This is a genomic window from Rhizobium leguminosarum, from assembly GCF_019798305.1.
GTDB classification, from domain to species: Bacteria; Pseudomonadota; Alphaproteobacteria; order Rhizobiales; family Rhizobiaceae; genus Rhizobium; species Rhizobium leguminosarum_U.
Genome location: NZ_JAAXDD010000022.1, coordinates 1 through 21,629, shown reverse-complemented (window position 1 = coordinate 21,629; position 21,629 = coordinate 1). Strand labels below are relative to the sequence as shown.

Here is a 21,629-nt window from a genome sequence, read left to right as displayed (position 1 = left end):
CCGAATGATGACCGCTCCTGCCGGGCGGTTTCTTGTCACGTCCCCGTTCGAATGCGCACCATACTGTGAAATCATTGCCAGAGGCTTTCGATCGGCCCCGTGATTAGCCATAGAAATTGGCGGAGAGATCGGTGGCAGAGGATTCGCCGGATACGCGGATCGATATGTCCGGGCATAATCCGGCTTTTTTCAGGTTTTGTGACAGGCTGCGGCAAAATTGGAAAATGCCTTGCGGCATAGTGCCGCCAGGCCGGCGCCGATGGCTGCCCCACCCGAACCTACCGGGGTTGAGCCTTGCGGGACGTGGACCGAGAGGTTGCCGCATCTCCTCTTCTCCCCGAGGGGAGAAGAGGGAGTCGAGAGGCTGCGCCTCAGATCGCCTTGCTGCCTTGCTTGTTGCGTTCGAGCAGCGCCTTCACGGTCGCGTCGGTCACCTTGCCGTCCGGCTCCTGGCCGACGGACTTCTGGAAGTTTTTGATTGCGGTCACGGTCTTCGCACCCATTTCGCCGTCCGGAACTCCGGCGTCGAAGCCGTTATTGTTGAGGATAGCCTGGATGTTGCGGACTGCCTTCTTCATGTCGACGGTGGCCGTCTTCGCGCCGGTGCCGGCCCATTCGTCGGGAATGTCGATGGCGTTCGTACGGTGGTCGACCGGCTCCGGCTTCCAGAGATCGGCCTTGGCGCGCGCCCGTTCGAGCTGGTCGGGCTTCATGGCTTTGGCCACTTCGTCGCGCTTCTGCGCCGCATCCTTGTCGCCGGCCTTGGCGGCGATCGCAAACCATTTGTAGGACTCTTCGAGATCTGCCGGAACCCCGTTGCCCCTAGCGCAGAGGATCGCCAGGTTGAACTGGCTGTCGGTGATGCCGAGGTTCGCAGCCTTGGTGAACCAGGAAGCGGCCGTGGCATAATCCTGCTGGCCCAGCGCGCCGGAGGCGTAGAGGACGGCGAGATTGTGCATGGCGCTGGCATTGCCCTGATTTGCCGCCTGCTCGTAGAAGACCTTCGCCTTGGCGATGTCGCGTTCGACGCCGTTGCCCTTCTCGTACATGCTGCCGAGCCGATATTCTGCCGGCGCAAAGCCCTTGTCGGCCGCAAGCTGGTACCAGCTCGCCGCCTGCTTCTGATCGGCTGTCATGCCGTTGCGGCCGTCGGAATAGCGCGCGCCGATCTCGAACAGCGCCAGCGCATCGCCGCCGCTCGCCGCATCGGCAAGCGATTTCGGCTGGACGGTGTCGGGAATGGTAATAGTCGCCTGCGGTGCGGGTGCTGGAACGAAGCCCGATGTCTCCTGCGCTGCGCCGGACGGAGCGGGAGGGGCAAAAGTCGCTGCCCCTTCGCCGTCGAGCGGCGTCATATCAGTCAGATGGTCGCCGGCGACCGGCGGGGTTGCTTGCGGCTGCGCCTGTTCGGCGGCGGGCGGTACAGCTTCCGCCGCTGGAGCGGTCGTTCCGAGAGCGGCGGCATCCGGCTGGGTAGGTGTCGCTTCGGGCAAGGCCGGCGCCGGGTTTTCCGCAGCACCCGTCAGCGCCGAGACTTCCGCGGGCGGCTGCGGCGCGCGCTCGCCGCTTGTCAGCGTTCGGGCGAGCGGAAAGGCCATGATGGCGAGCAGCACGGCGCCGACCGCCAGCAGGATCGGCCGCCGGTAGCGCGAAAAGGCGCTGGTCTTGCCCGTCTTGTCAGAAGCCTTGCCGGCCTTGTCGGCATTCGCGCCCTTCTTCTCGGCCTTGCCGGCTGCCTGCTTCGGATTGGCATCCACCTCCATCGCGGCCGCCTGCGCCGCACGGCGCGCGGCAGCGATATAATCGGCGCGATCGGTTTCGCCGGCAGGTTTGCCGCGTGCCGCGCTCTGGCTGGCGCGAACCCGTTCAAGGATCTTCTTCACGTCAGGTGCGCCCGAGCCCGGCTCGAGCAATTCGTTTGCCGCATCCGTCGGCACCACGTCGGTGGGATCGATCGACGGCGCGGGGTCGATCATCGGCCGTTCGGTCGTCCGGCTCTCGGCCTTCTTGCCGGGCAGCAGCCGCTTGCCGAGGTTGGCGAGCAGGCTGGCCTTTGCCGGTGCCTGTGTCCCTGCCGATGTCGCTGCTGTCTCCGTCGTCCTGGTCGCGGCTTCGATGGCGATCGCGCTCGTTCCGCTCATGGCGTTGGTTTGTGCCGGGGCGGTGGCTTGTGCCGGGGCGGCAGCTTCGGCTGCGACCTCGGCCGTGCGGATAACGGGAGAAGCCTTCGCTGTCGGGGCAGCGGCCGGCGTCCTGTTCATCTCGGCTTCGGCCACCATCAGCGCATAGGGATCGACATCGAAATCGACGTCGGCGATCGGCATCTGGGCGGCCGGCCGGCCGCGATCTCCCATGCCGTCGAGGCGGTCGGCGATATGCACCAGCGTCTCGTGCAGCGCCTGGAAAGTCTTGTGCGTGCGCTCCTCGCTGTCGCGGCTGAGATCCTCGAGGTGGCGCAGATCCTCGGCCAGCGCCGTCAGCGCCGACATGTCGGCGGCGGGCATGACACCCTGCGGGCCGCCATGACGCGAATAGGCTTCGACGACGGCCTCTGCCGCCTGGCGTGCCGCCTCGATGATATATTCGTCGCTCGTCGCCATATAATCTTCGATCGCGCCCATGCGCCGGTCGAATTCGGGCGGTATCGCAGCGCTTTCGCGCGGCGCGCTCATCAGTGCCGAAAGATTGGCGATCTGGTCTTCGAGGTTCTTCAGCGCGTGCGGATCGGTCGGTGCTGCCGATGTGCTCTCTTCGAGGCGGGCGGCAATGTCGCTCAGCCGGCCTTCGAGACGCTGGAAGGCACTGTCGTCGACTACCGCGGCCGGCGCCGGCGCCTGCTGCTGATAGGCCATCTCGTCGATGCGCCGGGCGAGATGGTCGAGCCGCTGCGCCAGCACGTCGTTGACGGCGCCGTTCTCAAGCGCGTCGATCTTGCGGGAAATGTCGGAAAGCGTGCCGGTGAGGTCGGCCTGCGGCGCCGTCTCCTGCGTACGCTCCAGCAGATAGGATAGATGTTCCAGCCGTTCGTCGAGCCGCGACGTCGCTTCCGCCTTCGTCAGCTCCTCGACGCGTCCCGTCAACGCCTCCAGCCGCATCGCCAGCTCGTCGGCCGGGTTCACGCGGCTGGCCGCATCATGGCTCATCAGGTCGATCTGGTCCGCCAGCGCCGCAAGCCGGCTTTCCAGCCGCTGCATCAGGCCCGGATCATTCGCAGTGGCTGTGCGCCCGCTTGCCGCGATCGCCCGGCTGATCTCGTCGAGCCGGATGTCCATGGCGGCGAACTGCTCGGACATGACCCGGTCGTGCGGCTGGATCATGTTGCCGAAATGCTCCATCGCCGTGGCGATCGAGATCAGCTTGTCTTCCAGCGCCCGAACGGCCGGGCTTTCGCCCATGCCGCCGATATGGCGCTTGATATCATCGAGCCGATAGGCGAGCGAAACGAGTTCTTCCTGCAGTCCCTCTGTATCGAGTGCTGCAAGCCGGTTTTCGAAGCCGTCCCAGCGGTTTTCCATATGGCGCAGCGAATCTTCGCGCGCCAGGCCGTCCATCAGCGAGCGCAGCTCTTCGAAATCTTCACGAAGGCCCGTGGCCTCCGGTGCGGCGGAGCGACCGGTCAGCTGGGTGATGCTCTGGGCAAGGCGGCCCATATCGGCGCGCATGTCGTCGGCGAAACGGCCGTCTCCGGCATTTGTCTTGATCTCGCGCAGCTCGGTGCGCAGCGCGTTCATTTCGCGAGTGACGCCCTCGGAAATGTCGCGCTTCAGGTCCTGCCGCAGGTTGACGAGCGCCTGGGCGATCTCCGTCATCGTGTCATCGCCGGCGCGCAAGGCCGGTGCCGGCACTGGGGCGGCGACGCGGGGCGTGGGTTCGCGAAGCTGTGGGGCCTGTTCGCGTGCGTAAGGCCGCTCGCGGCCGGCTTCAAGCGCGCGCTGGCGTTGACGAATTTCGGCAAGCGGATCCGGCCGCGGCTCGGGCGGGGCCTTTGCGGGCCGGGGGACATGGGAAGCGGCATAAAGATCGCGCTCGGCCGTTGCCGTGCGTGGCCGCTGTTCGCGCCCGCTGCCCATCAGCCCTTCGATGCGCGCCTCCAGCCCTTCGATCGTGCGGTTCAGCGCATCGAGCGAGGTCCTGTCGGACTGTCGGGAAGGATTTGATCGCGATCCGTTCATCTTCTTGCTCGCTTCGACTGCTCGACCCCTCGTCAGAGCTCGATCGTTGGCTTTTCGTCTGCTGCCCGCTTTACGCGGACCTGAGCGCACCATTCATAAGACGATAGTCAATTAGACTTTCCTCAAGCTGAACGATGTAGCGGCATCCTTAAGGAACGCGAGACGGGGGAAAGGAATGCGGATCACTACTGCTCAATCCGCACCTTTCACGAAACGTGGTAAACAAGCCGTTAATGCCGATGGGAATTTTTTAACGTTTGTGTTCCGAACGCCGTTTTTGACGGCAATTGCCCCCGAACGCGTCACATTGAATGGCCACTCGCGCGCTCAGGCCGGACGCGGATATTGCAGCTCGATTTTCACGCCTTCAGGGCCGTAGACGAAGACCTGGCCGAGATCTGTGTCGGGAATATCGTAATAGTCGTAGCGACAGCCGCCCGCCTTGATGCGTTCCAGCCCCGGCCCGAATTCGTAAAGGCTGAAGGCGACATGGTTGAAGATGCCGGGCGGAAAATCGGTGCTGCGCGATGTCAGGCTGAGGTGGATGACCGGGCGCTCGTCCAGATAGAGCCAGTGGCCGGGCGTTGCGAAGGGCGGCCGATAGCCTTCCCGAACACCGAGCACGGTTTCCAGAAAGGCGATCATCTGAGGCGCATCGCGGGTCTCGATGGTGACATGGTCCAGACGCGGCATCGGTATCCTCCCAGCTTGCCTTGACGGCAAAGCCTAACCCGTCTGAGAGTGTCGTGAAAGTTGCTTCCCCTGCGGCGGCAGGCCGCGGCCAGGGAGGGAGACTTAGAAGCTCTCCGTCCAGGGCCGGACTTCCACCTCCAGCGACCATGCGCTGCGGTGCTGGCGAAGCACATCGATATAGGTCTGGGCGATCGCATCCGGCAGCAGCGTGCCATCCGGCTTGTCCACCCGGTCCGGCCGGATCTGCGAGCGCACCGCGCCGTCGATGACGAAATGCGCGACATGGATGCCCATCGGCCCGAGTTCGCGGGCGGCACTCTGGGCAAGGCCGCGCAGCGCGAACTTGCCCATCGCGAAGGGGGCTGATTGCGCAAAGCCCTTCACGCTTGCCGACGCGCCGGTGATGAGGATGGCGCCGCGGCCGCGCGGGATCATCCGTCGCGCCGCCTGCTGCACCACCAGGAAACCGCCGAAAGCAGTAGTCGCAATCGCCTTCTCGACGTCGGCGGGATCGAGTTCGGCCAGTGGGCCGCGCTGACGGGCGCTGGCATTGAAGATCACCACGTCAGGCCCGCCGATTGCGCCAGCGGCCTCTTCGAAGAGTGCCGCGACGCTCGCCGGCTGCGAGACGTCGGCGGTAAAGGCGCTGGCGCCCGTTTCATCGACCAGCGCCTGGAGTTTTTCGATATTGCGGGCGGCGAGCCCGACCTTGACGCCCTGCGCCGACAATTGCCGGGCAAGCGATGCGCTGATGCCGGAGCCCGCACCGACGATGAGTGCGCTCTCATAGGGAAAGTCGGTCATGATGTCTTCCTCGATGGATCGTCCCACAGACGTAGGACGTAGGAACGACTTGCGCTACTGCTCGGCCGAGACTCCGTTCTGCGGTGGACAAGGAAGATGAGATGGCGTCTGCTCCTTTCGGCGCTTCATGGCCCGCGGATTCGTGCTCTCGAATTTTTTCAAGAAAGACGCCGTAGTTGTAAAATTTGACGTTTACGCAAACGTCAATATTTTGTAAGACAGTGCCCAAGGCCGGCGCGATCCAGTCAGTCGAATGGGAGGAATTTGAGAGATGCCAGTCTACAAGGCCCCGGTGAACGATACGCTTTTCGTCCTCAACGACGTGCTGGGTCTCGAACGCTACAACAATCTGCCGGGTTTTGCCGATGCGACCCCCGATATGATCGAAGCGATCCTCGGCGAGGCCGGAAGGGTTGCCGAGGAAGCTCTCTTTCCGCTGAACTATTCCGGCGACCAGGAAGGCTGCAAGCGTCACGACGATGCCAGCGTCTCGACGCCGAAGGGCTTCAAGGGGGCCTATAAAGCCTATCGCGAAGGCGGCTGGATCGGCCTTGCGGTGCCGGAGGAATTCGGCGGGCAGGGGCTTCCCTATACGCTGCATACCGCCGTCGGCGAATATACCTCGGCTGCCAACATGTCGCTGATGATGTATCCGGGCCTGACTCAGGGCGCGATCGCCGCACTCCTCGTCCACGGCTCCGATGAACAGAAGGCCACCTATCTGCCGAAGATGGTGGACGGCACGTGGTCCGGCACCATGAATCTGACCGAGCCGCATTGCGGCACCGATCTCGGCATGCTGCGCACCAAGGCGGTGCCGCAGGCCGACGGCAGCTACAAAATCTCCGGCCAGAAGATCTTCATCTCCGCCGGCGAGCACGACCTGACCGATAATATCATTCATCTGGTGCTAGCCCGCATCGAGGGTGCGCCCGAGGGCACCAAGGGCATCTCGCTCTTCATCGTTCCGAAATTTCTCGTCGGCAAGGACGGCGCGCCGGGCGCCCGCAACGCCGTCTCCTGCGGCGCGATCGAGCACAAGATGGGCATCCACGGCAACGCCACCTGCGTGATGAACTACGACGAGGCGACCGGCTTCCTGATCGGCGCCGAAAACCGCGGCCTCAACGCCATGTTCGTGATGATGAACGAGGCCCGCCTGATGGTCGGCCTGCAGGGCATCGCCATTTCCGAGATCGCCTATCAGAACGCCGCCAGCTACGCCCGAGACCGCATCCAGGGCCGCTCGCTGTCCGGCCCCAAGGCACCGGACAAGAAGGCCGATCCGATCATCGTCCATCCGGATATTCGCCGTACGCTGATGACCATCCGTGCTTTCAACGAGGCCGGCCGCGCCTTCCTGCTCTGGACCGCGCTCAAGTCTGATATCGCCCACCGCGCTAGCGACGAGAAGGAGCGTCAGACGGCCGACGATATTCTCGGCCTCGTCACCCCGATCCTCAAAGGCGTGATGACCGACAAGGGCTTCGATCATGCCGTCATGGCTCAGCAGGTCTTCGGCGGCCACGGCTATATCGAAGAGCACGGCATGAGCCAGTATGTGCGCGATGCCCGCATCGCCATGATCTATGAGGGCGCCAACGGCATTCAGGCGCTCGATCTCGTCGGCCGCAAGCTGGCGCTGAACGGCGGCCGCGCCGCCATGGCCCTCTTCAAGGAGATCGGTGATTTCTGCGAGGAGAACCGCAGCAACGAAAAACTCTCCTTCTTCACCAAGCATCTGAAGAAGGGCTTGAACGACGTCCAGGGCGCGACCATGTGGTTCATGCAGAACGCCATGGCCAAACCCGACAATGCCGGCGCCGGCTCGACCGACTATATGCACCTCTTCGGCCTCGTCATTCTCGGCTATATGTGGGCAAAGATGGCCAAGGCCGCCGAGGACGGACTTGCATCCGGCGATGCCGCCCGCGAGGATTACCTGAAGAACAAGCTGGTCACCGCCCGCTTCTTCATGGAACGCCTCATGCCGGAAACCGCACTTCGCAAGGCCCGCATCGAAGCCGGCGCCGACACGATGATGGAACTGGCCGCCGAAGCGTTTTGAGCCGGTTCTCCCTCCCCCTTGTGGGGAGGGCTGGGGAGGGGTCTTATCTCCTCCTTCCAAGATTTGAGGCAAGATAGATTGCTGTCAGGGAGATGAGACAATGACCGAGGTTTTCATTTACGACCACGTGCGTACGCCGCGCGGCCGCGGCAAGAAGGACGGCGCCCTACATGAAGTGCCTTCCGTCCGCCTCGCGGCAAAGACGCTGGAGGCGATCCGCGACCGCAATGGGCTCGATACCGAAACGGTCGACGACATCATCATGGGCTGCGTCGATCCGGTCATGGACGCCGGCGCCGTCATCCCCAAGGCTGCCGCCTTCGAAGCCGGTTACTCCACGAAGGCGCCCGGCATGCAGATCTCCCGCTTCTGCGCCTCCGGCCTCGATGCCGTCAATTTCGGCGCCGGCAAGATCGCGCAAGGGGCCGACGACATCGTCATTGCCGGCGGCGTCGAAAGCATGTCCCGCGTCGGCCTCGGCATGTCCGGCGGCGCCTGGTTTATGGACCCTTCGGTAAATTTCCCGGCCTACTTCATGCCACAGGGTGTCTCGGCCGATCTGATCGCCACCAAATACGGCTTCAGCAGAACCGATGTCGACGCTTACGCGGTCGAGAGCCAGAAGCGTGCCGCCCATGCCTGGGAAAAGGGCTGGTTCGACAAGTCGGTCATCCCGGTCAAGGACCAGAACGGCCTGACGATCCTGGCAAAGGATGAACACATGCGCCCCGGCACCGACATGCAGGCGCTCGCCTCCCTCAATCCGTCCTTCCAGATGCCCGGCGAGATGGGCGGCTTCGAGGCCGTTGGCATCCAGGCCCATCCTGAGATCGAGCGCATCAACTATGTTCATCATGCCGGCAATTCCTCCGGCATCGTCGATGGTGCCAGCATCGTCCTACTCGGCTCCAAGGCCGGCGGTGAGAGCATGGGCAAAAAGCCGCGCGCCCGCATCAAGGCCTTCGCCAATATCGGCTCCGATCCGGCCCTGATGTTGACCGGGCCTGTCGACGTCACCGAGAAACTGTTGAAACGATCAGGCATGAGCCTTTCCGACATCGACCTCTTCGAGCTCAACGAGGCCTTCGCTGCCGTGGTGCTGCGCTACATGCAGGCATTCGACATCGACCACGACAGGATCAACGTCAACGGCGGCGCCATCGCCATGGGCCATCCGCTCGGCGCCACCGGCGCGATGATCCTCGGCACGGTGCTGGACGAACTTGAACGCCGCGACCTCAACACCGCGCTGGTGACGCTCTGCATCGGCGCCGGCATGGGCACGGCAACAGTTATCGAAAGGGTCTGACGATGGGCTTCAACACCGGCACGATCGAAACCGAATATGCCGAGGTCACCGAGCACTGGTCGCCCCGCGTCATCGCCGATCTCAACGGCCAGAGCGTCAAGCTCGCCAAGGTTAAGGGCCAGCTCGCCTGGCATTCCCACCGCGACGAGGACGAGCTTTTCCTCATCTGGAAGGGCTCGCTGACCATCGAATATCGCGACCGCCCGCATGTGCATCTGAACGCAGGCGATTTTCATGTCGTGCCGAGGGGTGTCGAGCATAATCCGGTTGCTGAGGAGGAATGCTGGATCGTGCTTTTCGAGCCGTCTGAGACCAAGCATACCGGCGATGTCGTCACCGAAAAGACGAAGACCTTAGACGCGCAGCGCAGCCATTTGCCGGCCTGATCGGGGAGGAAACCCAATGACCTACACCAATTTCACGCTCGAAACCGACGCCGACGGCATCGCTCTCGTCACCTGGGACATGCCCGGAAAATCGATGAACGTCTTCACCGCCGAGGTGATGGCCGAACTCGACGCCATCATCGACGCCACGACCGCTGACGCCGCCGTCAAGGGTGTCGTCTTCACCTCCGGCAAATCCTCCTTTTCCGGCGGCGCCGATCTGTCGATGATCAAGTCGATGTTCAGCTCGTATCAGGATGAGAAGGAAAAGAGCCCGCAAGCGGCCGTGCAGAACCTCTTCGGTCTGGTCGGCCGCATGAGCGGCCTGTTCCGCAAACTCGAAACATCGGGCAAGCCCTGGGTTTCCGCCATCAACGGCACCTGCATGGGCGGCGCTTTCGAACTGTCGCTCGCCAGCCACGGCCGCGTCGCCTCCAATGCCAAGAGCGTCAAGATCGCGCTGCCCGAGGTCAAGGTCGGTATCTTCCCCGGCGCCGGCGGCACCCAGCGTGTGCCACGGCTGGCGAACGCCCAGGATGCGCTGCAGATGATGACGACGGGCCAGTCGCTGACCGGCTCCCGCGCCAAGGCGATGAACCTCGTGCATCAGGTGGTCGAGCCGGATCAGCTCATTCCGGCAGCAAAGCAGATGATCAAGGATGGCCTGAAGCCTGTTGCCCCCTGGGACGAGAAGGGCTTCAAGGCGCCGGGCGGCGGCATCTGGACGCCGGCTTCCGCCCAGCTCTGGCCGGCAGCCCCGGCGATTCTGCGCAGGGAAACATCGGGCAATTATCCGGCAGCGCTTGCCATCCTGAAATGCGTCTACGAAGGCCTGCAGGTGCCGTTCGACACCGGCCTGAAGATCGAGCAGCGTTATTTCACCGAGGTGCTGCAGACCCGCGAAGCCTTCTCGATGATCCGTTCGCTGTTCATCTCCATGCAGGAACTCGGCAAGGGCGCCCGCCGCCCGGCAGGTCACGCGAAGACCGAGCTGAAGCATGTCGGCGTCGTCGGCGCCGGCTTCATGGGTGCCTCGATTGCTTATGTCACCGCCGCCGCCGGAATCCCGGTGACGTTGATCGACCGCGACATCGACGCGGCGACCAAGGGCAAGACCGTCTCGGAAGGCCTGGTCAAGGATTCTGTCGGTAAGGGACGTCTTACGCAGGACGAGGCGGCTGCACTGCTCTCCCGCATCACGCCCTCGGCAGACTATGCCGACCTCGCCGATGCCGATCTCGTCATCGAAGCGGTGTTCGAGGATCGCGAGGTGAAGAAAGCGGTCATCGAGGCGATCGAGGCGGTGCTTCCGGAAGGCGCGATCTTCGCCTCCAATACCTCGACCCTGCCGATATCTGGTCTCGCTAGGAATTCGAAAAGCCCGGCCGATTTCATTGGCATCCACTTCTTCTCGCCTGTCGAGAAGATGATGCTGACCGAGGTCATCCTCGGAAGCGACACCGGCGACAGGGCGCTGGCCGTCGCTCTTGATTATGTCGCAGCCATCAGGAAGACGCCGATCGTCGTCAATGACACCCGCGGCTTCTTCGTCAATCGTTGCGTGCTGCGTTACATGTCGGAAAGCTACGACATGCTGATCGAGGGCGTCCCGCCTGTCATGATCGAGAATGCCGCCAAGATGGCCGGCATGCCGGTCGGTCCGCTGGCGCTCAACGACGAGGTCGCCATCGACCTCTCGCTGAAGATCCTCAAGGCGACGGTCGCCGATCTCGGCGAAAAAGCCATCGACCCCAGGCACATGGAACTCATCTCCCTCATGGTGGAAAAGGAGGGCCGTTTCGGCCGCAAGAATTCCAAGGGCTTCTACGACTACCCGCCGAAGCCGGCGAAGAAGTCCCTCTGGCCAGACCTCAAGACCTTCTATCCGCAGAAGCCGGCGGATGAGGTCGACGTCAACGTCCTGAAGCAACGGTTCCTCGTCACCATCGCGCTGGAAGCTGCCCGCACCGTCGAGGAAGGCATCGTCACCGATCCGCGCGAGGCGGATGTCGGCTCGATCCTGGGCTTCGGCTTCGCGCCCTATACCGGCGGGGCGCTGAGCTATATCGACGGGATGGGCGCGAAGGCTTTCGTGGAATTGGCGGAAAAGTTAGCTGCTGCTTACGGAAGTCACTTCAAGCCGACGCCGCTGTTGAAGGACATGGCCGCCAAGGGCGAGACGTTTTACGGTCGGTTCGACCCCTATGCGAAGGTGGGGAAGGCGGCTTAGGTCGCCTCTCCATCCTGCTGTCAAAAATACTCCATCAGCCCGACTCGACTTTCCATAGCTGCGGCCTTGTCACCGACACAATTTCCGATTACATATTCGCGCATCGATCTTGCTAGATGAACTTTGAAACGGCCTTGCGTCGTTCCTGGCGAACTTCCTCCAAAATCGGTTTTCATCGCCGCTCGGCATTTATCCGAGCTGCAGTCTTTAATGAACGATTCGAAAAGGATATCGTCATGAGCACAGGTACCGTAAAGTGGTTCAACGCAACCAAGGGCTTCGGCTTCATTCAGCCGGATGACGGCGCAGCCGACGTTTTCGTCCACATCTCTGCCGTTGAACGCGCTGGCATGCGCGATCTCAAGGATGGCCAGAAGCTGTCTTACGAGCTCGTCCGCGACAACAAGTCCGGCAAGATGTCGGCAGACCGCCTCCAGGCGGCCTGAGCCTTTAAGGCTCTAAATATCATCTCCGGATCGTGACCACGGATGTACTGGCACGGTTCGTTGAGATAGCAGGGAAGGTCGGGTTCACCCGGCCTTTTTTTGTTGTGGCCGGCTGATGCTGTGCCCTTTCCCAAGAAATGCGTCCGCCACACCCCCTCTGCCCTGCCGGGCATCTCCCCCACAAGGAGGGAGATTGGCTGGGCGCACCGGCTTCCCCAAGCAATCGGCGTCCGGCACGGCGAACGGTAGATGAGCAGGAAGTTCGGGCCACTTGTGATCTCCCCACCTGTGGGGGAGATGCCCGGCAGGGCAGAGGGGGGCGGCCACGGCACAAACTTGAAGAATCTTTCGTTTCGCCAAGCCGAAAGCGTCACCGGCGACAACAAGCCTCGTAAGAGAGATAACGCGCTCAACCGCCGGCCGTCCCGTCACCCTCCAGCATCTCCATGACCCGCGCCATCACCGCCCGCGTCGCATCGAGTTCGGCTGACGTGAACGCAGCGCCGAGCTCGTCGGCCCATCCTGCTTGCGCGACGTCGATAACGCCGAGCCGCGCCGCCCCTTCTGCCGTCAGCCGAACCAGCTTGGCGCGCTGGTGCTGCGGGTTGTCGGAATAGGCGATCAGCCCTTCGCTCTCCAGCACGTCGGCAAGCCGCTGCACGCCCTGGCGGGCGAGGCCAAGAGCGCGGGCAATCTGCGCCACCGACATGCCACCGCGTCGTGCCGCCGCCAGCACCTGCCAGCGCGCGCTCGTCTGTCCCGCCGGCTTTGCCAGCCGGTCGCCCGCCGCCGTCAGATGGCCGGCGAGGCGAAGGGCGGTAATTGCGAAAGCGGAAAAGGCATTCCCCTCCATCGTCCGCTCCGGTCGATTTTGTTTGACAACATGTTGTCTATTTTGTATCTCATTCATGATGACAACATATTGTCATATCCAGATACTGAAGGCAACGCCGAAGGAGGAGAGCGCCATGAAGAAAACCTACAAGGGAAGCTGCCATTGCGGCAAAGTGCACTACGAGGTGGACATGGACCTCGAGGAAGGCACCGGCCGCTGCAATTGTTCGATCTGCGCCAAGCGCCGCTATTGGGGCGCCAACGTCAAGCCGGAGGATTTCCGGCTGATGTGCGACCAGGCGGAAACGTCCGACTATCAGTTCAACACCATGAGCGGTCATCATCGCTTTTGCCGCACCTGCGGTGTGCCAGCCTATGGTGACGGTTATGTCGAAGCGATCGGCGGTGCCTATGTTTCGATCAACATCGCCTGCCTCGACGATATCACCCCTGAGGAACTGGCAGCACTGCCTGTCCGTTATGCCGACGGCAGGCACGATGCCTGGTGGAACGAACCGGTGGTGACGAGTTATCTCTGACGCAATTCCAAAACTGCGCAGCGGTTCTATCGCTGATGTCGGAACGTCGTCCTCCCCTTCGTCCTGTCCATAACGGAGAAGGAGAACGACCGTGAAAGACGAAGCGAACGCCAGGATCGAGGAAGAGGCGATCATCGCCATGCTGATGATGCGCGCCAAGGCGCTGGGCGAAAAAAACGCCAAGGACGCGCTTTCCTACGAGACCGAGGATGAGGTCGAGTTTTCGCTGGCGCCGCCGCTTGTCTACTACGGCAAGGACGAGGCGGGCCTGCAGGCCTAGTTCGATACCTGGAAAGGCCCGATCGGCGGCGATGTGCGCGATGCCAGGCTGACGGTTGGCGAAGATGTCGCTTTCTGGAGCGGCCTCATGCGCATGACAGGGACCAAGATCGACGGCACTGCCGTCGATCTCTGGTTCCGCCAGACCCTCGGCCTCGTCAAGCAGGATGGCCGCTGGCTGGTTGCCCATCAGCACGCCTCGGTGCCCTTCGCCATGGACGGCAGCGGCCGGGCGCTGCTCGATCTCAAACCGTGAAGACTGTCAGGCAGCACTCCCCGCGATCTTCCGTCGGTCGGCGCGAATGCTCATCAGTCCGACGCCCATCAAAAGCAGGATCGCCGTCGCATAGATATCCGTCGTCAGCGCGTAACCGGCCGATTTTGCCAGGAACCCGGCAAGGATCGCCGGCAGGCTGAAGGCGAGGTAGCTCTGGATGTAGAAGGCCGACAGCAACCCGGCTCGCTCGTCCGGTTTGGCGAGCGGCATGATGGTGCCGATCGAACCGAGGAAATTGGTGCCGAAACCGGCGCCGGTGAAAATCGTGCCGATCAGCAGCAGCGGCACATTGGCCAGATGCACGCCGGCAACGACGGTCAGGATACCGAGCGTCTTGGCCGATACGCCGAAAGCGAGATTGGCCGATGCCGTCTTGCTGCGCCTGAGATAGACGGCGATCGCTCCGCTCACCATCAATGCGGTGACGACGGCCCCGCCTGTCAGCGGCGCGCGGCTACCGGTTGTGGTGGCGACCAGGGACGGGACCAGCGAGAGATAGAAGCCGGCAAGCGTCCAGTTGGCGATGTTGATCGGTGTCACCAGCGAGAGCGGTCGCTTCACCTGCTTGGGAATGGTGACCCGTGGTATCAGCGAGCCGAGCGCGCCCGGCCGCGTGCCGCCGGTCTCGTGCGTCAGCCAGATGACCGCTGCCTGCAGCGTGAAGGCAACGAGCAGCAGCGCATAGATCAGATGCATCGGGAAGGGGCCGTATTGGATCAAGGCACTGGTGCCGACCGCGCCCACCGCCATGCCGGAAAGCGGTGCGATCGAGTTGACGATCTGTCCCTTTGCCCGGTCGACATCAACGAGCGCCGCTCCGAGCGAGGCGCCGGCGATCCCGGTTGCCAGCCCCTGCACGATCCGTGCTGCGATCAGCCAGCCGGGACCGCTTGCGACGACGAAGAGCACCATGGCGATGATTTCGAGCACAAGGGCGAAAAAGATCACCGGCTTGCGGCCGAGATGGTCGGAGATCGAACCGGCGGTCAGCAGCGCCGCCAGCAGCGCGAAGGCGTAGACCGCGAAAATCACCGTGATCAGCACCGGCGAGACGGAGAAGTTTTCCTGATAGATCCGGTAGAGCGGCGTCGGCGCCGCGGAGGCGCCGAAGAAGGTGGCGAGCGTCAGCGCATGAAAGCCGATAGAGGGGCGCGGCGAATTCTCGGTGGATTTGGCTGCGACGAACATATATAAGCTCCTTAAAGCTAAGCCGTTGCGTTAGCTTATGTAGAGCAGGCATTTCGTAAAAGCAAATTCTTTGCGTTAATAGGTCTGTCAAAGATTTTGAACCATCGGCATCAAGGAGAGAAAGTCGGGTTGCCCGCATGACAGTGAAAGAGAATCTCCGTCCGGGCGGCAGAAGCGCCCGGGTTCAGGCATCGGTGCATAAGGCGGTCCGTGAGCTGATGGCCGAGATGAGCCGCGCCGAGGTGACGATCCCCCTGATCGCCGGCAAGGCGGGGGTGACGCCATCGACCATCTATCGCCGCTGGGGCGACCTGCAGGAGCTTTTCGCCGATGTCGCTGTCGATCGGCTGCGCCCGGATATGCAGCCGGTCGATGCCGGCAGTGGCAAGGCCGATCTCGAAGCCTGGGCCGAGCAATATGCCGAGGAAATGTCCTCCGGGCCGGGCCGCGAGATGATCCGCGACGTGCTGGCGGCGCAGGCGGGCGCAAATGCCTGCAAATGCGCTGGATTTACCCGCCAGCAGATCGGCGTCATCGCCGAGAGGGCCAAGGCCCGCGGCGAGGTCTTTCCGGATGTCGATCGCGTCATGGACCAGGTCGTGGCGCCGATCATGTACCGCATCCTGTTCGCTGACGTGCCGGATGCAGCGCGCGTGCGCGATCTGGTCGCCCGCGTCATGGGCGCGACGGACTGAGCGGATCTCTTACTCCGCGGCTGCGCGCTTGAGGCCGGAAATCTGGGTGATATAGGCGCGCAGTGCCGCCGGCCGCACCGGTTTGTGCTGAACGGCGATGCCGTATCGCTCGGCCTCGCTGCGCACCTCGGGCGTACGGTCGGCCGTGATCAGCAAAGCCGGAATATCGGCGCCGAACTGCCGGCGCAGATGCAGGATAGCGGCAATGCCGGTGCCGTCGCCGAGATGATAATCGGCAATGACGATATCTGGCGGTCCGTCCCGACCGTCGCTTGATATCACGTCGGCAAGACAATCCAGCGCCGCCACCTCGCAGCCCCAGCCGCTGATCAAGAGCCGCATGCCCTCGAGGATCTTCGGCTCGTTGTCGATGCAGAGGATTTTCAGCCCGCTCAGCGGCTGCCCCGGACGGTCGGCGGGTGTGACTGCCGCTGCCGCCTCGGCCGGGCGCGAGACGTCGAGCGGCATGGCGATTCGGAATTCCGTGCCCCTGCCATGCGTCGAGTGCAGCTCGACCGGATGGTTGAGCACCCGGGCGATGCGGTCGACGATCGAAAGGCCGAGCCCGAGGCCGGAGGCGGTTTTCGCGCCCTCGTCCAGCCGCGCGAATTCCTTGAACACGGTGCGGAATTTCGATGGCGGAATGCCGATGCCTGAATCGATCACCTGGATGATCACCTGGTTGCCGCGGCGGCGCGCGCCGACCAGCACCTTGCCGCTGATCGTGTATTTGATGGCGTTGGAGACGAGGTTCTGCACCAGCCGGCGCAGCAGGTTGGGGTCGGAGCGGACCCTGAGCGACGTCGGCATGACCACCAGCTTCAGCTGCTTTTCGCGGGCGATCGGCGCGAAATCGGTCTCGATACGCTTCAGCAGGTCGGAGAGCGCGACGGAGGCAAGCCGCGGTCGCATGGCGCCGGTATCGAGCCTGGATATATCGAGCACCGCGCCGAGAATGGTCTCGACCGATTCCAGCGCGGAATCGATGTTGCGCACGATCAGGCTGTTGTCGGATTGCGCCATACGCTCGACCAGCGCCGATGAATAGAGCCTGGCTGCATTGAGCGGCTGCAGGATATCGTGGCCGGTGGCGGCAAAAAAGCGTGTCTTGCCGATATTCGCTTCGTCGGCAGCGGCGCGTGCCTCGCCGAGTTCGTGGTTGACGCGGGTAAGCTCGGCCGTACGTTCGGCAACGCGCTGCTCCAGAGTTTCATTCGCCTGTTTCAGCGCCTGGTCGGCACTCACGCGCTGGGTGATGTCGGTGAAGGTGGCGACGATGCCCTTGTCGGGCATAGCATTGGAACGCACCTCGATGATCCGCTCGCCGCCGCCGAGCACCAGCGAAAAGGGTTTGTCGAGCGTCAGGAAATGTCGCACCGTCTGGCTGAGATCGCCGGGCGCGATGTCGCCGCGCTGGCTGAGCGTGGTGACGATATCGGACAGGGGAAAACCGACCTGGCCGGCACTTTCCGGCAGATCCAGCAATTGCCGGAAGCGCCGGTTCCAGATCGTCAGCCGGTTGGAACTGTCGAAGACCGCAATGCCCTGGTCCATCTGCGAAAGTGCTGTCTGCAGCATGTCCTGGTTATATTGCAGCGCCTCGCTCGCCTGGTCGAGCAGCCAGGCGGTGTCGGAAGAGGCATCCTCGATCTTCTGCAGGATCAATGACAGCACCAGCCGAGCCGAGGACGAGCCGATGGCGCTGCCCAGCAGCTGTTCGCTGAAATGGATGAGCGCCATGTCTGCCGGCTGTTCGTCCTCCAGCTTGCGGCCGGAGCTTTGTTCGTAGGTCGTCAATGAGCGCTGCATGCGCTCTTCGCCGAGATAGCGCGAGATCGCCGCCTTGAGATCGCCGACGCTGATGCGGGTCTTCCAGCCGCGCGTGGCAAATTGTGAGCGCGAATGCCGCTTGACGAAGATGCCGGCCTGGATGCGCTCCAGCGGCCTGGCGTTGCGGGTGAGCGAGCCGACAATAAAGAAGGCGGTGTTGACGAGCAGGCTCATCGCTGTCGCATTGACCAGCGGATCGGCGCCCGCTGCGGTGAACAATGTCGTGCCGGGGAAGATGAAGCCGAGCACGGCGCTCGCCACATAGGAATAATCGGGGCCGCCGAGCGAGGGCAGGAACAGCAGGTAGATCCAGATGACGAAACCGGAGGTCAGCCCGAGGATCGCGCCGCGCGCGTTCGCTCGCCGCCAGATCAGCCCGCCGAACAGCGCCGGGGCGATTTGCGCGATCGCCGCAAAGGAAAGAAGACCGATCGAGGCAAGGCCGGCGGTGCTGTCGGTCGAACGGTAATAGGCGTAGCCGAACAGCAGCACGGCGAAAATGGCGCTGCGGCGGATGTTGAGCAGCGTCTTGGCGAAATTGTCGCGCTGGCTGGCGCGGCCGGCGAGTTTGCGCCTGAGGAAGATCGGCATGATGATGTCGTTCGACACCATGATCGACAGCGCGACGGAATCGACGATGACCATCGCCGTTGCGGCGGAGAAACCGCCGATGAAGATGATCAGCGAAATGACGGGCATCTGGCCGGCAAGCGGCAGCGACAGCATGTAGAAATCGGCATTGCCGCTGCCGCCGAAGGTCAGCAGCCCGCCGATCGCCACCGGCAGCACGAAGAGATTGATTGATATGAGATAGGTGGGAAACAGGAAGCCTGCGAGTTTCAGCTGTTTCGGGGTGCGGTTTTCGACAACCGTCACGTGGAATTGCCGCGGCAGCAGGATGATCGCAAAGGCCGACAATAGGATCAGGGTGATCCAGCGGCTGATCGGCGTATGGTAGCTGAGCGCCGACATGACCAGCTCATTGTCGACGGTCTTGCGCCAGAGATCGGTCGGGCCATCGAAGAGAAACCAGATGACGCAGACGCCGGCCGTCAGGAAGGCGACGAGCTTGACCACGGATTCCATCGAAACGGCGAGGATGAGGCCGTCCTGATGCTCCGTCGCATCCGTATGCCGCGTGCCGAACATGATGGCGAAGCAGGCAAGCACCAGCGTTGCGACGAGCGGCAGGTCGAGGAAATAGAGATTGCCGCTGCCGATGCCGTAATCGGACGGATTGACCATGGCGCTGACGGTGCTGGAGATCGCCTTGAGCTGCAGCGCAATATAAGGAATGGCGCCGATCAGCGAGATCAATGCGACGATCGTTGCGACCGTCGAGTTCTTGCCGTAGCGGGCGGCGACGAAGTCGGCAACGGAGGTGAGCTTCTCCGCCTTGGCGAGCTCGATGATACGGCGAAGCAGCGGCATGCCGAGCGTGAAGACCAGGATCGGGCCGATATAGATGCCGGCAAATTCCAGGCCCCGCTGCGCCGCAAGCCCGACGCTGCCGAAATAGGTCCAGGAGGTGCAGTAGATCGCAAGGCTCAGCGCATAGACCACCGGCCATCCGCCTTCCAGCGTGCCCGGGCCGCCTTGCCGCGTGCCCGGGCCGCGGTTCTTGCGGTCGCCATAGCTTGCCACGGCGAAAAGCAGGAGCAGATAGCCGAAGGCAGACGCGAATATGACCCAGCCTGGAAGCATTGACCCTCCGCCGGCGGAAAACCCGCCGGGACCTTCCGCAACATCGGTCAGCTTAAGTTATTTCAGGCACTTTGAGAATTCCCGCCGGTCTAGGCCTTAAGTCAAAGACCGCACGGGGGTATCCCCAAATAATAACGATTGCCGATTGATTAATTGCAATGAAGATGTAGCTAATAAAATCAATTGTATCGAAGGGAGACGGATCCGATGATCAATGAGTTCAAGGCCTTTATCGCCCGCGGCAATGTCATGGATCTTGCGGTCGGCGTCATCATCGGCGGCGCCTTCGGTGGCATCGTCAAATCTTTGGTGGATGACCTCATTATGCCGATCGTCGGTGCCATTTTCGGCGGCTTCGATTTTTCGAATTACTTCCTCCCACTGTCGTCGGCCATCAACGCGCCGACGCTTGCCGCCGCCCGCGCCCAGGGAGCGGTCTTTGCCTATGGCAGTTTCCTCACCGTGCTCATCAACTTCCTCATTCTCGCCTGGATCATCTTCCTGATGGTCAAGGGCGTGAACACCCTGCGTGTCCAGGTCGAGCGCCAGGAAAAGGCCGCACCGGAAGAGTTGCCACCGCCGCCGGCAGACGTTCAGCTGCTGACGGAAATCCGCGATCTTCTCGCCAAGCGCCCGACGGCTTGATCCCGCCCGCTCCGGCCGGGCTCAATCATCACGAAAATCGATAAGCCATCACTGGATGTCATGGGATTTGCCGGTACAAATCCGCTATGAAGGCGGAAACCGGAGATATGCATGTCGATCGTCAGCAGCCTTAGCCCGCGCGCAGTAGCGGCGCCCGAAAGCGGGATCGTCGAAGTCGTCAATTACGCCCGTGGCCGCGAGGGTCTGCTACCGCTCTGGGTGGGCGAGGGCGATCTGGCGACGCCCGATTTCATCAGCCGGGCGGCGATGGACGCGCTTGCCGCCGGCGAGACCTTCTACACCTGGCAGCGCGGCATTCCGGAGCTTCGCCAGGCGCTGTCGGATTATTACACCAGGCATTTCGAAATCCGGCTTCCGGTCGAGCATTTCTACGTCACCGGCTCCGGCATGCAGGCGATCCAGATCGCCGTGCAGGCGCTGACCTCGCCGGGAGACGAACTGGTTTACCTCTCGCCTTCCTGGCCGAACATCGCCGCCGCTCTCGAAATATCCGGTGCGCGCTCCGTTGGTGTTGAGCTGCAGTTCGAAGGCGGTAAATGGGCGGTCGATCTGAACCGCATCGAAGCCGCGATCACCCCGAAGACCAAGGGCATCTTCATCAACACGCCGTCGAACCCGACCGGCTGGACGGCAACGAAGAAGGACCTTGGCGATATCCTGGCGCTTGCCCGCAGGCACGACCTCTGGATCATGGCGGATGAAATCTACGCCCGCTATTATTTTGCCGGCGGCCGCGCGCCCTCTTTCCTCGACGTGATGGAACCGGACGACAAGGTCATCTTCGTCAATTCCTTCTCGAAGAACTGGTCGATGACCGGCTGGCGCGTCGGCTGGATCGTAGCACCCCCTGAGATGGGCCAGGTGCTCGAAAACCTCATCCAGTATTCGACATCGGGCGTGGCGCAGTTCATGCAGAAGGGCGCCGTCGCAGCCCTTGATCATGGCGACGATTTTGTCGCTGCCAATATCGCCAAGGCGGCCCGCTCCCGCGATATTCTCTGCGATGCGCTTGTCGCCACCAACCGCGTCGAGACACTGAAACCGGATGGCGCGATCTACGCCTTCCTGAAGATCGACGGCGTCGCCGACAGCCGCAAGGCAGCGCTCGACATCGTCGACAAGACAGGCGTCGGCCTTGCTCCCGGCACCGCTTTCGGCCGGGGCGGCGAACTCTTCCTGCGCGCCTGTTTCCTGCGCGACCCCACGCAGGTGGCGACCGCGGCCGAGCGTCTCTGCGACTATATCCTCAAGCTCTGAGAAGTGTCCGCCTGCAGCGAAAAGGAGAAGATGTCATGGCTATTTCCGTAGGAGATCGCCGAGGTCTGCCCCTCATCCGCCTGCCGGCACCTTCTTGGATGACAAAAATGTAGGATACTAACGCTTCCGGGCGGGTGGCCGCCCGCCCGGAAGCTGGTTGTCGGATCGTCACCTTCTCAGTCGTTTGGGACTGTGGGGAGCAGGATCGCAACCGGCTCTTCATCTGGCCCGTGTGGTTGCAGGAACCTTGGG

At 62.8% G+C, this 21,629-nt stretch carries 15 protein-coding genes and 1 pseudogene; 10 read left to right on the top strand and 6 right to left on the bottom strand.

Annotated elements, in window-relative coordinates:
* Positions 1-371: 371 nt before the first annotated feature.
* The 3 genes from HFO99_RS29965 to HFO99_RS29955 form a co-directional block, all read right to left on the bottom strand.
* Positions 372-4,172, bottom strand: a complete 3,801-nt coding sequence (locus HFO99_RS29965; RefSeq protein ID WP_222365326.1) for a peptidoglycan-binding protein — start codon at positions 4,170-4,172, stop codon at positions 372-374.
* A 327-nt stretch (positions 4,173-4,499) separates the two neighbouring features.
* Positions 4,500-4,865 (bottom strand): VOC family protein, encoded by a 366-nt coding sequence (locus HFO99_RS29960; RefSeq protein ID WP_222365325.1) that lies wholly within the window; start codon positions 4,863-4,865, stop codon positions 4,500-4,502.
* Between the two features lie 102 nt (positions 4,866-4,967).
* Positions 4,968-5,669: an SDR family NAD(P)-dependent oxidoreductase gene (locus HFO99_RS29955; protein WP_222365324.1), complete on the bottom strand. Its 702-nt coding sequence runs from the start codon at positions 5,667-5,669 to the stop codon at positions 4,968-4,970.
* A gap of 271 nt (positions 5,670-5,940) precedes the next feature.
* Here HFO99_RS29955 and HFO99_RS29950 point away from each other — a divergent pair, with 271 nt between their 5' ends.
* From HFO99_RS29950 to HFO99_RS29930, 5 genes are all read left to right on the top strand, one after another.
* Positions 5,941-7,737, top strand: coding sequence for an acyl-CoA dehydrogenase C-terminal domain-containing protein (locus HFO99_RS29950; RefSeq protein WP_222365323.1), 1,797 nt, complete (start codon positions 5,941-5,943; stop codon positions 7,735-7,737).
* A 100-nt stretch (positions 7,738-7,837) separates the two neighbouring features.
* A complete protein-coding gene (locus HFO99_RS29945) occupies positions 7,838-9,046 on the top strand; it encodes an acetyl-CoA C-acetyltransferase (protein ID WP_222365322.1) in 1,209 nt (402 codons plus the stop codon).
* A gap of 2 nt (positions 9,047-9,048) precedes the next feature.
* Positions 9,049-9,432, top strand: a complete 384-nt coding sequence (locus HFO99_RS29940) for a cupin domain-containing protein (RefSeq protein WP_222365321.1) — start codon at positions 9,049-9,051, stop codon at positions 9,430-9,432.
* Between the two features lie 16 nt (positions 9,433-9,448).
* On the top strand, positions 9,449-11,662 hold the full coding sequence (locus HFO99_RS29935) for a 3-hydroxyacyl-CoA dehydrogenase NAD-binding domain-containing protein (RefSeq protein ID WP_222365319.1): 2,214 nt from the start codon (positions 9,449-9,451) through the stop codon (positions 11,660-11,662).
* 236 nt (positions 11,663-11,898) lie between these two features.
* Complete coding sequence (locus HFO99_RS29930) at positions 11,899-12,108, top strand: cold-shock protein (protein ID WP_003545273.1); 210 nt, start codon at positions 11,899-11,901, stop codon at positions 12,106-12,108.
* A gap of 409 nt (positions 12,109-12,517) precedes the next feature.
* Here the strand turns inward: HFO99_RS29930 and HFO99_RS29925 are convergent, their stop codons facing one another.
* Positions 12,518-12,961: a MarR family winged helix-turn-helix transcriptional regulator gene (locus tag HFO99_RS29925; RefSeq protein WP_261323391.1), complete on the bottom strand. Its 444-nt coding sequence runs from the start codon at positions 12,959-12,961 to the stop codon at positions 12,518-12,520.
* 115 nt (positions 12,962-13,076) lie between these two features.
* On the opposite strand from HFO99_RS29925, the gene HFO99_RS29920 reads away from it, so the two are divergent.
* Positions 13,077-13,481: a GFA family protein gene (locus tag HFO99_RS29920; protein WP_024321006.1), complete on the top strand. Its 405-nt coding sequence runs from the start codon at positions 13,077-13,079 to the stop codon at positions 13,479-13,481.
* A gap of 91 nt (positions 13,482-13,572) precedes the next feature.
* Positions 13,573-14,016: pseudogene (locus HFO99_RS29915) on the top strand (YybH family protein).
* A 6-nt stretch (positions 14,017-14,022) separates the two neighbouring features.
* Here HFO99_RS29915 and HFO99_RS29910 read toward each other — a convergent pair.
* Positions 14,023-15,225: an MFS transporter gene (locus HFO99_RS29910; RefSeq protein WP_222365314.1), complete on the bottom strand. Its 1,203-nt coding sequence runs from the start codon at positions 15,223-15,225 to the stop codon at positions 14,023-14,025.
* 137 nt (positions 15,226-15,362) lie between these two features.
* On the opposite strand from HFO99_RS29910, the gene HFO99_RS29905 reads away from it, so the two are divergent.
* On the top strand, positions 15,363-15,920 hold the full coding sequence (locus HFO99_RS29905) for a TetR/AcrR family transcriptional regulator (RefSeq protein ID WP_222332285.1): 558 nt from the start codon (positions 15,363-15,365) through the stop codon (positions 15,918-15,920).
* Between the two features lie 9 nt (positions 15,921-15,929).
* Here the strand turns inward: HFO99_RS29905 and HFO99_RS29900 are convergent, their stop codons facing one another.
* The gene (locus tag HFO99_RS29900) at positions 15,930-19,454 is read right to left on the bottom strand and encodes a hybrid sensor histidine kinase/response regulator (protein ID WP_222365312.1); all 3,525 of its coding nucleotides are present in this window, start codon (positions 19,452-19,454) and stop codon (positions 15,930-15,932) included.
* Positions 19,455-19,661: 207 nt separating this feature from the next.
* Here HFO99_RS29900 and mscL point away from each other — a divergent pair, with 207 nt between their 5' ends.
* Positions 19,662-20,099, top strand: coding sequence for a large conductance mechanosensitive channel protein MscL (mscL, locus tag HFO99_RS29895; RefSeq protein ID WP_222365310.1), 438 nt, complete (start codon positions 19,662-19,664; stop codon positions 20,097-20,099).
* Positions 20,100-20,210: 111 nt separating this feature from the next.
* Positions 20,211-21,377: a pyridoxal phosphate-dependent aminotransferase gene (locus HFO99_RS29890; protein ID WP_222365308.1), complete on the top strand. Its 1,167-nt coding sequence runs from the start codon at positions 20,211-20,213 to the stop codon at positions 21,375-21,377.
* Positions 21,378-21,629 lie beyond the last annotated feature (252 nt).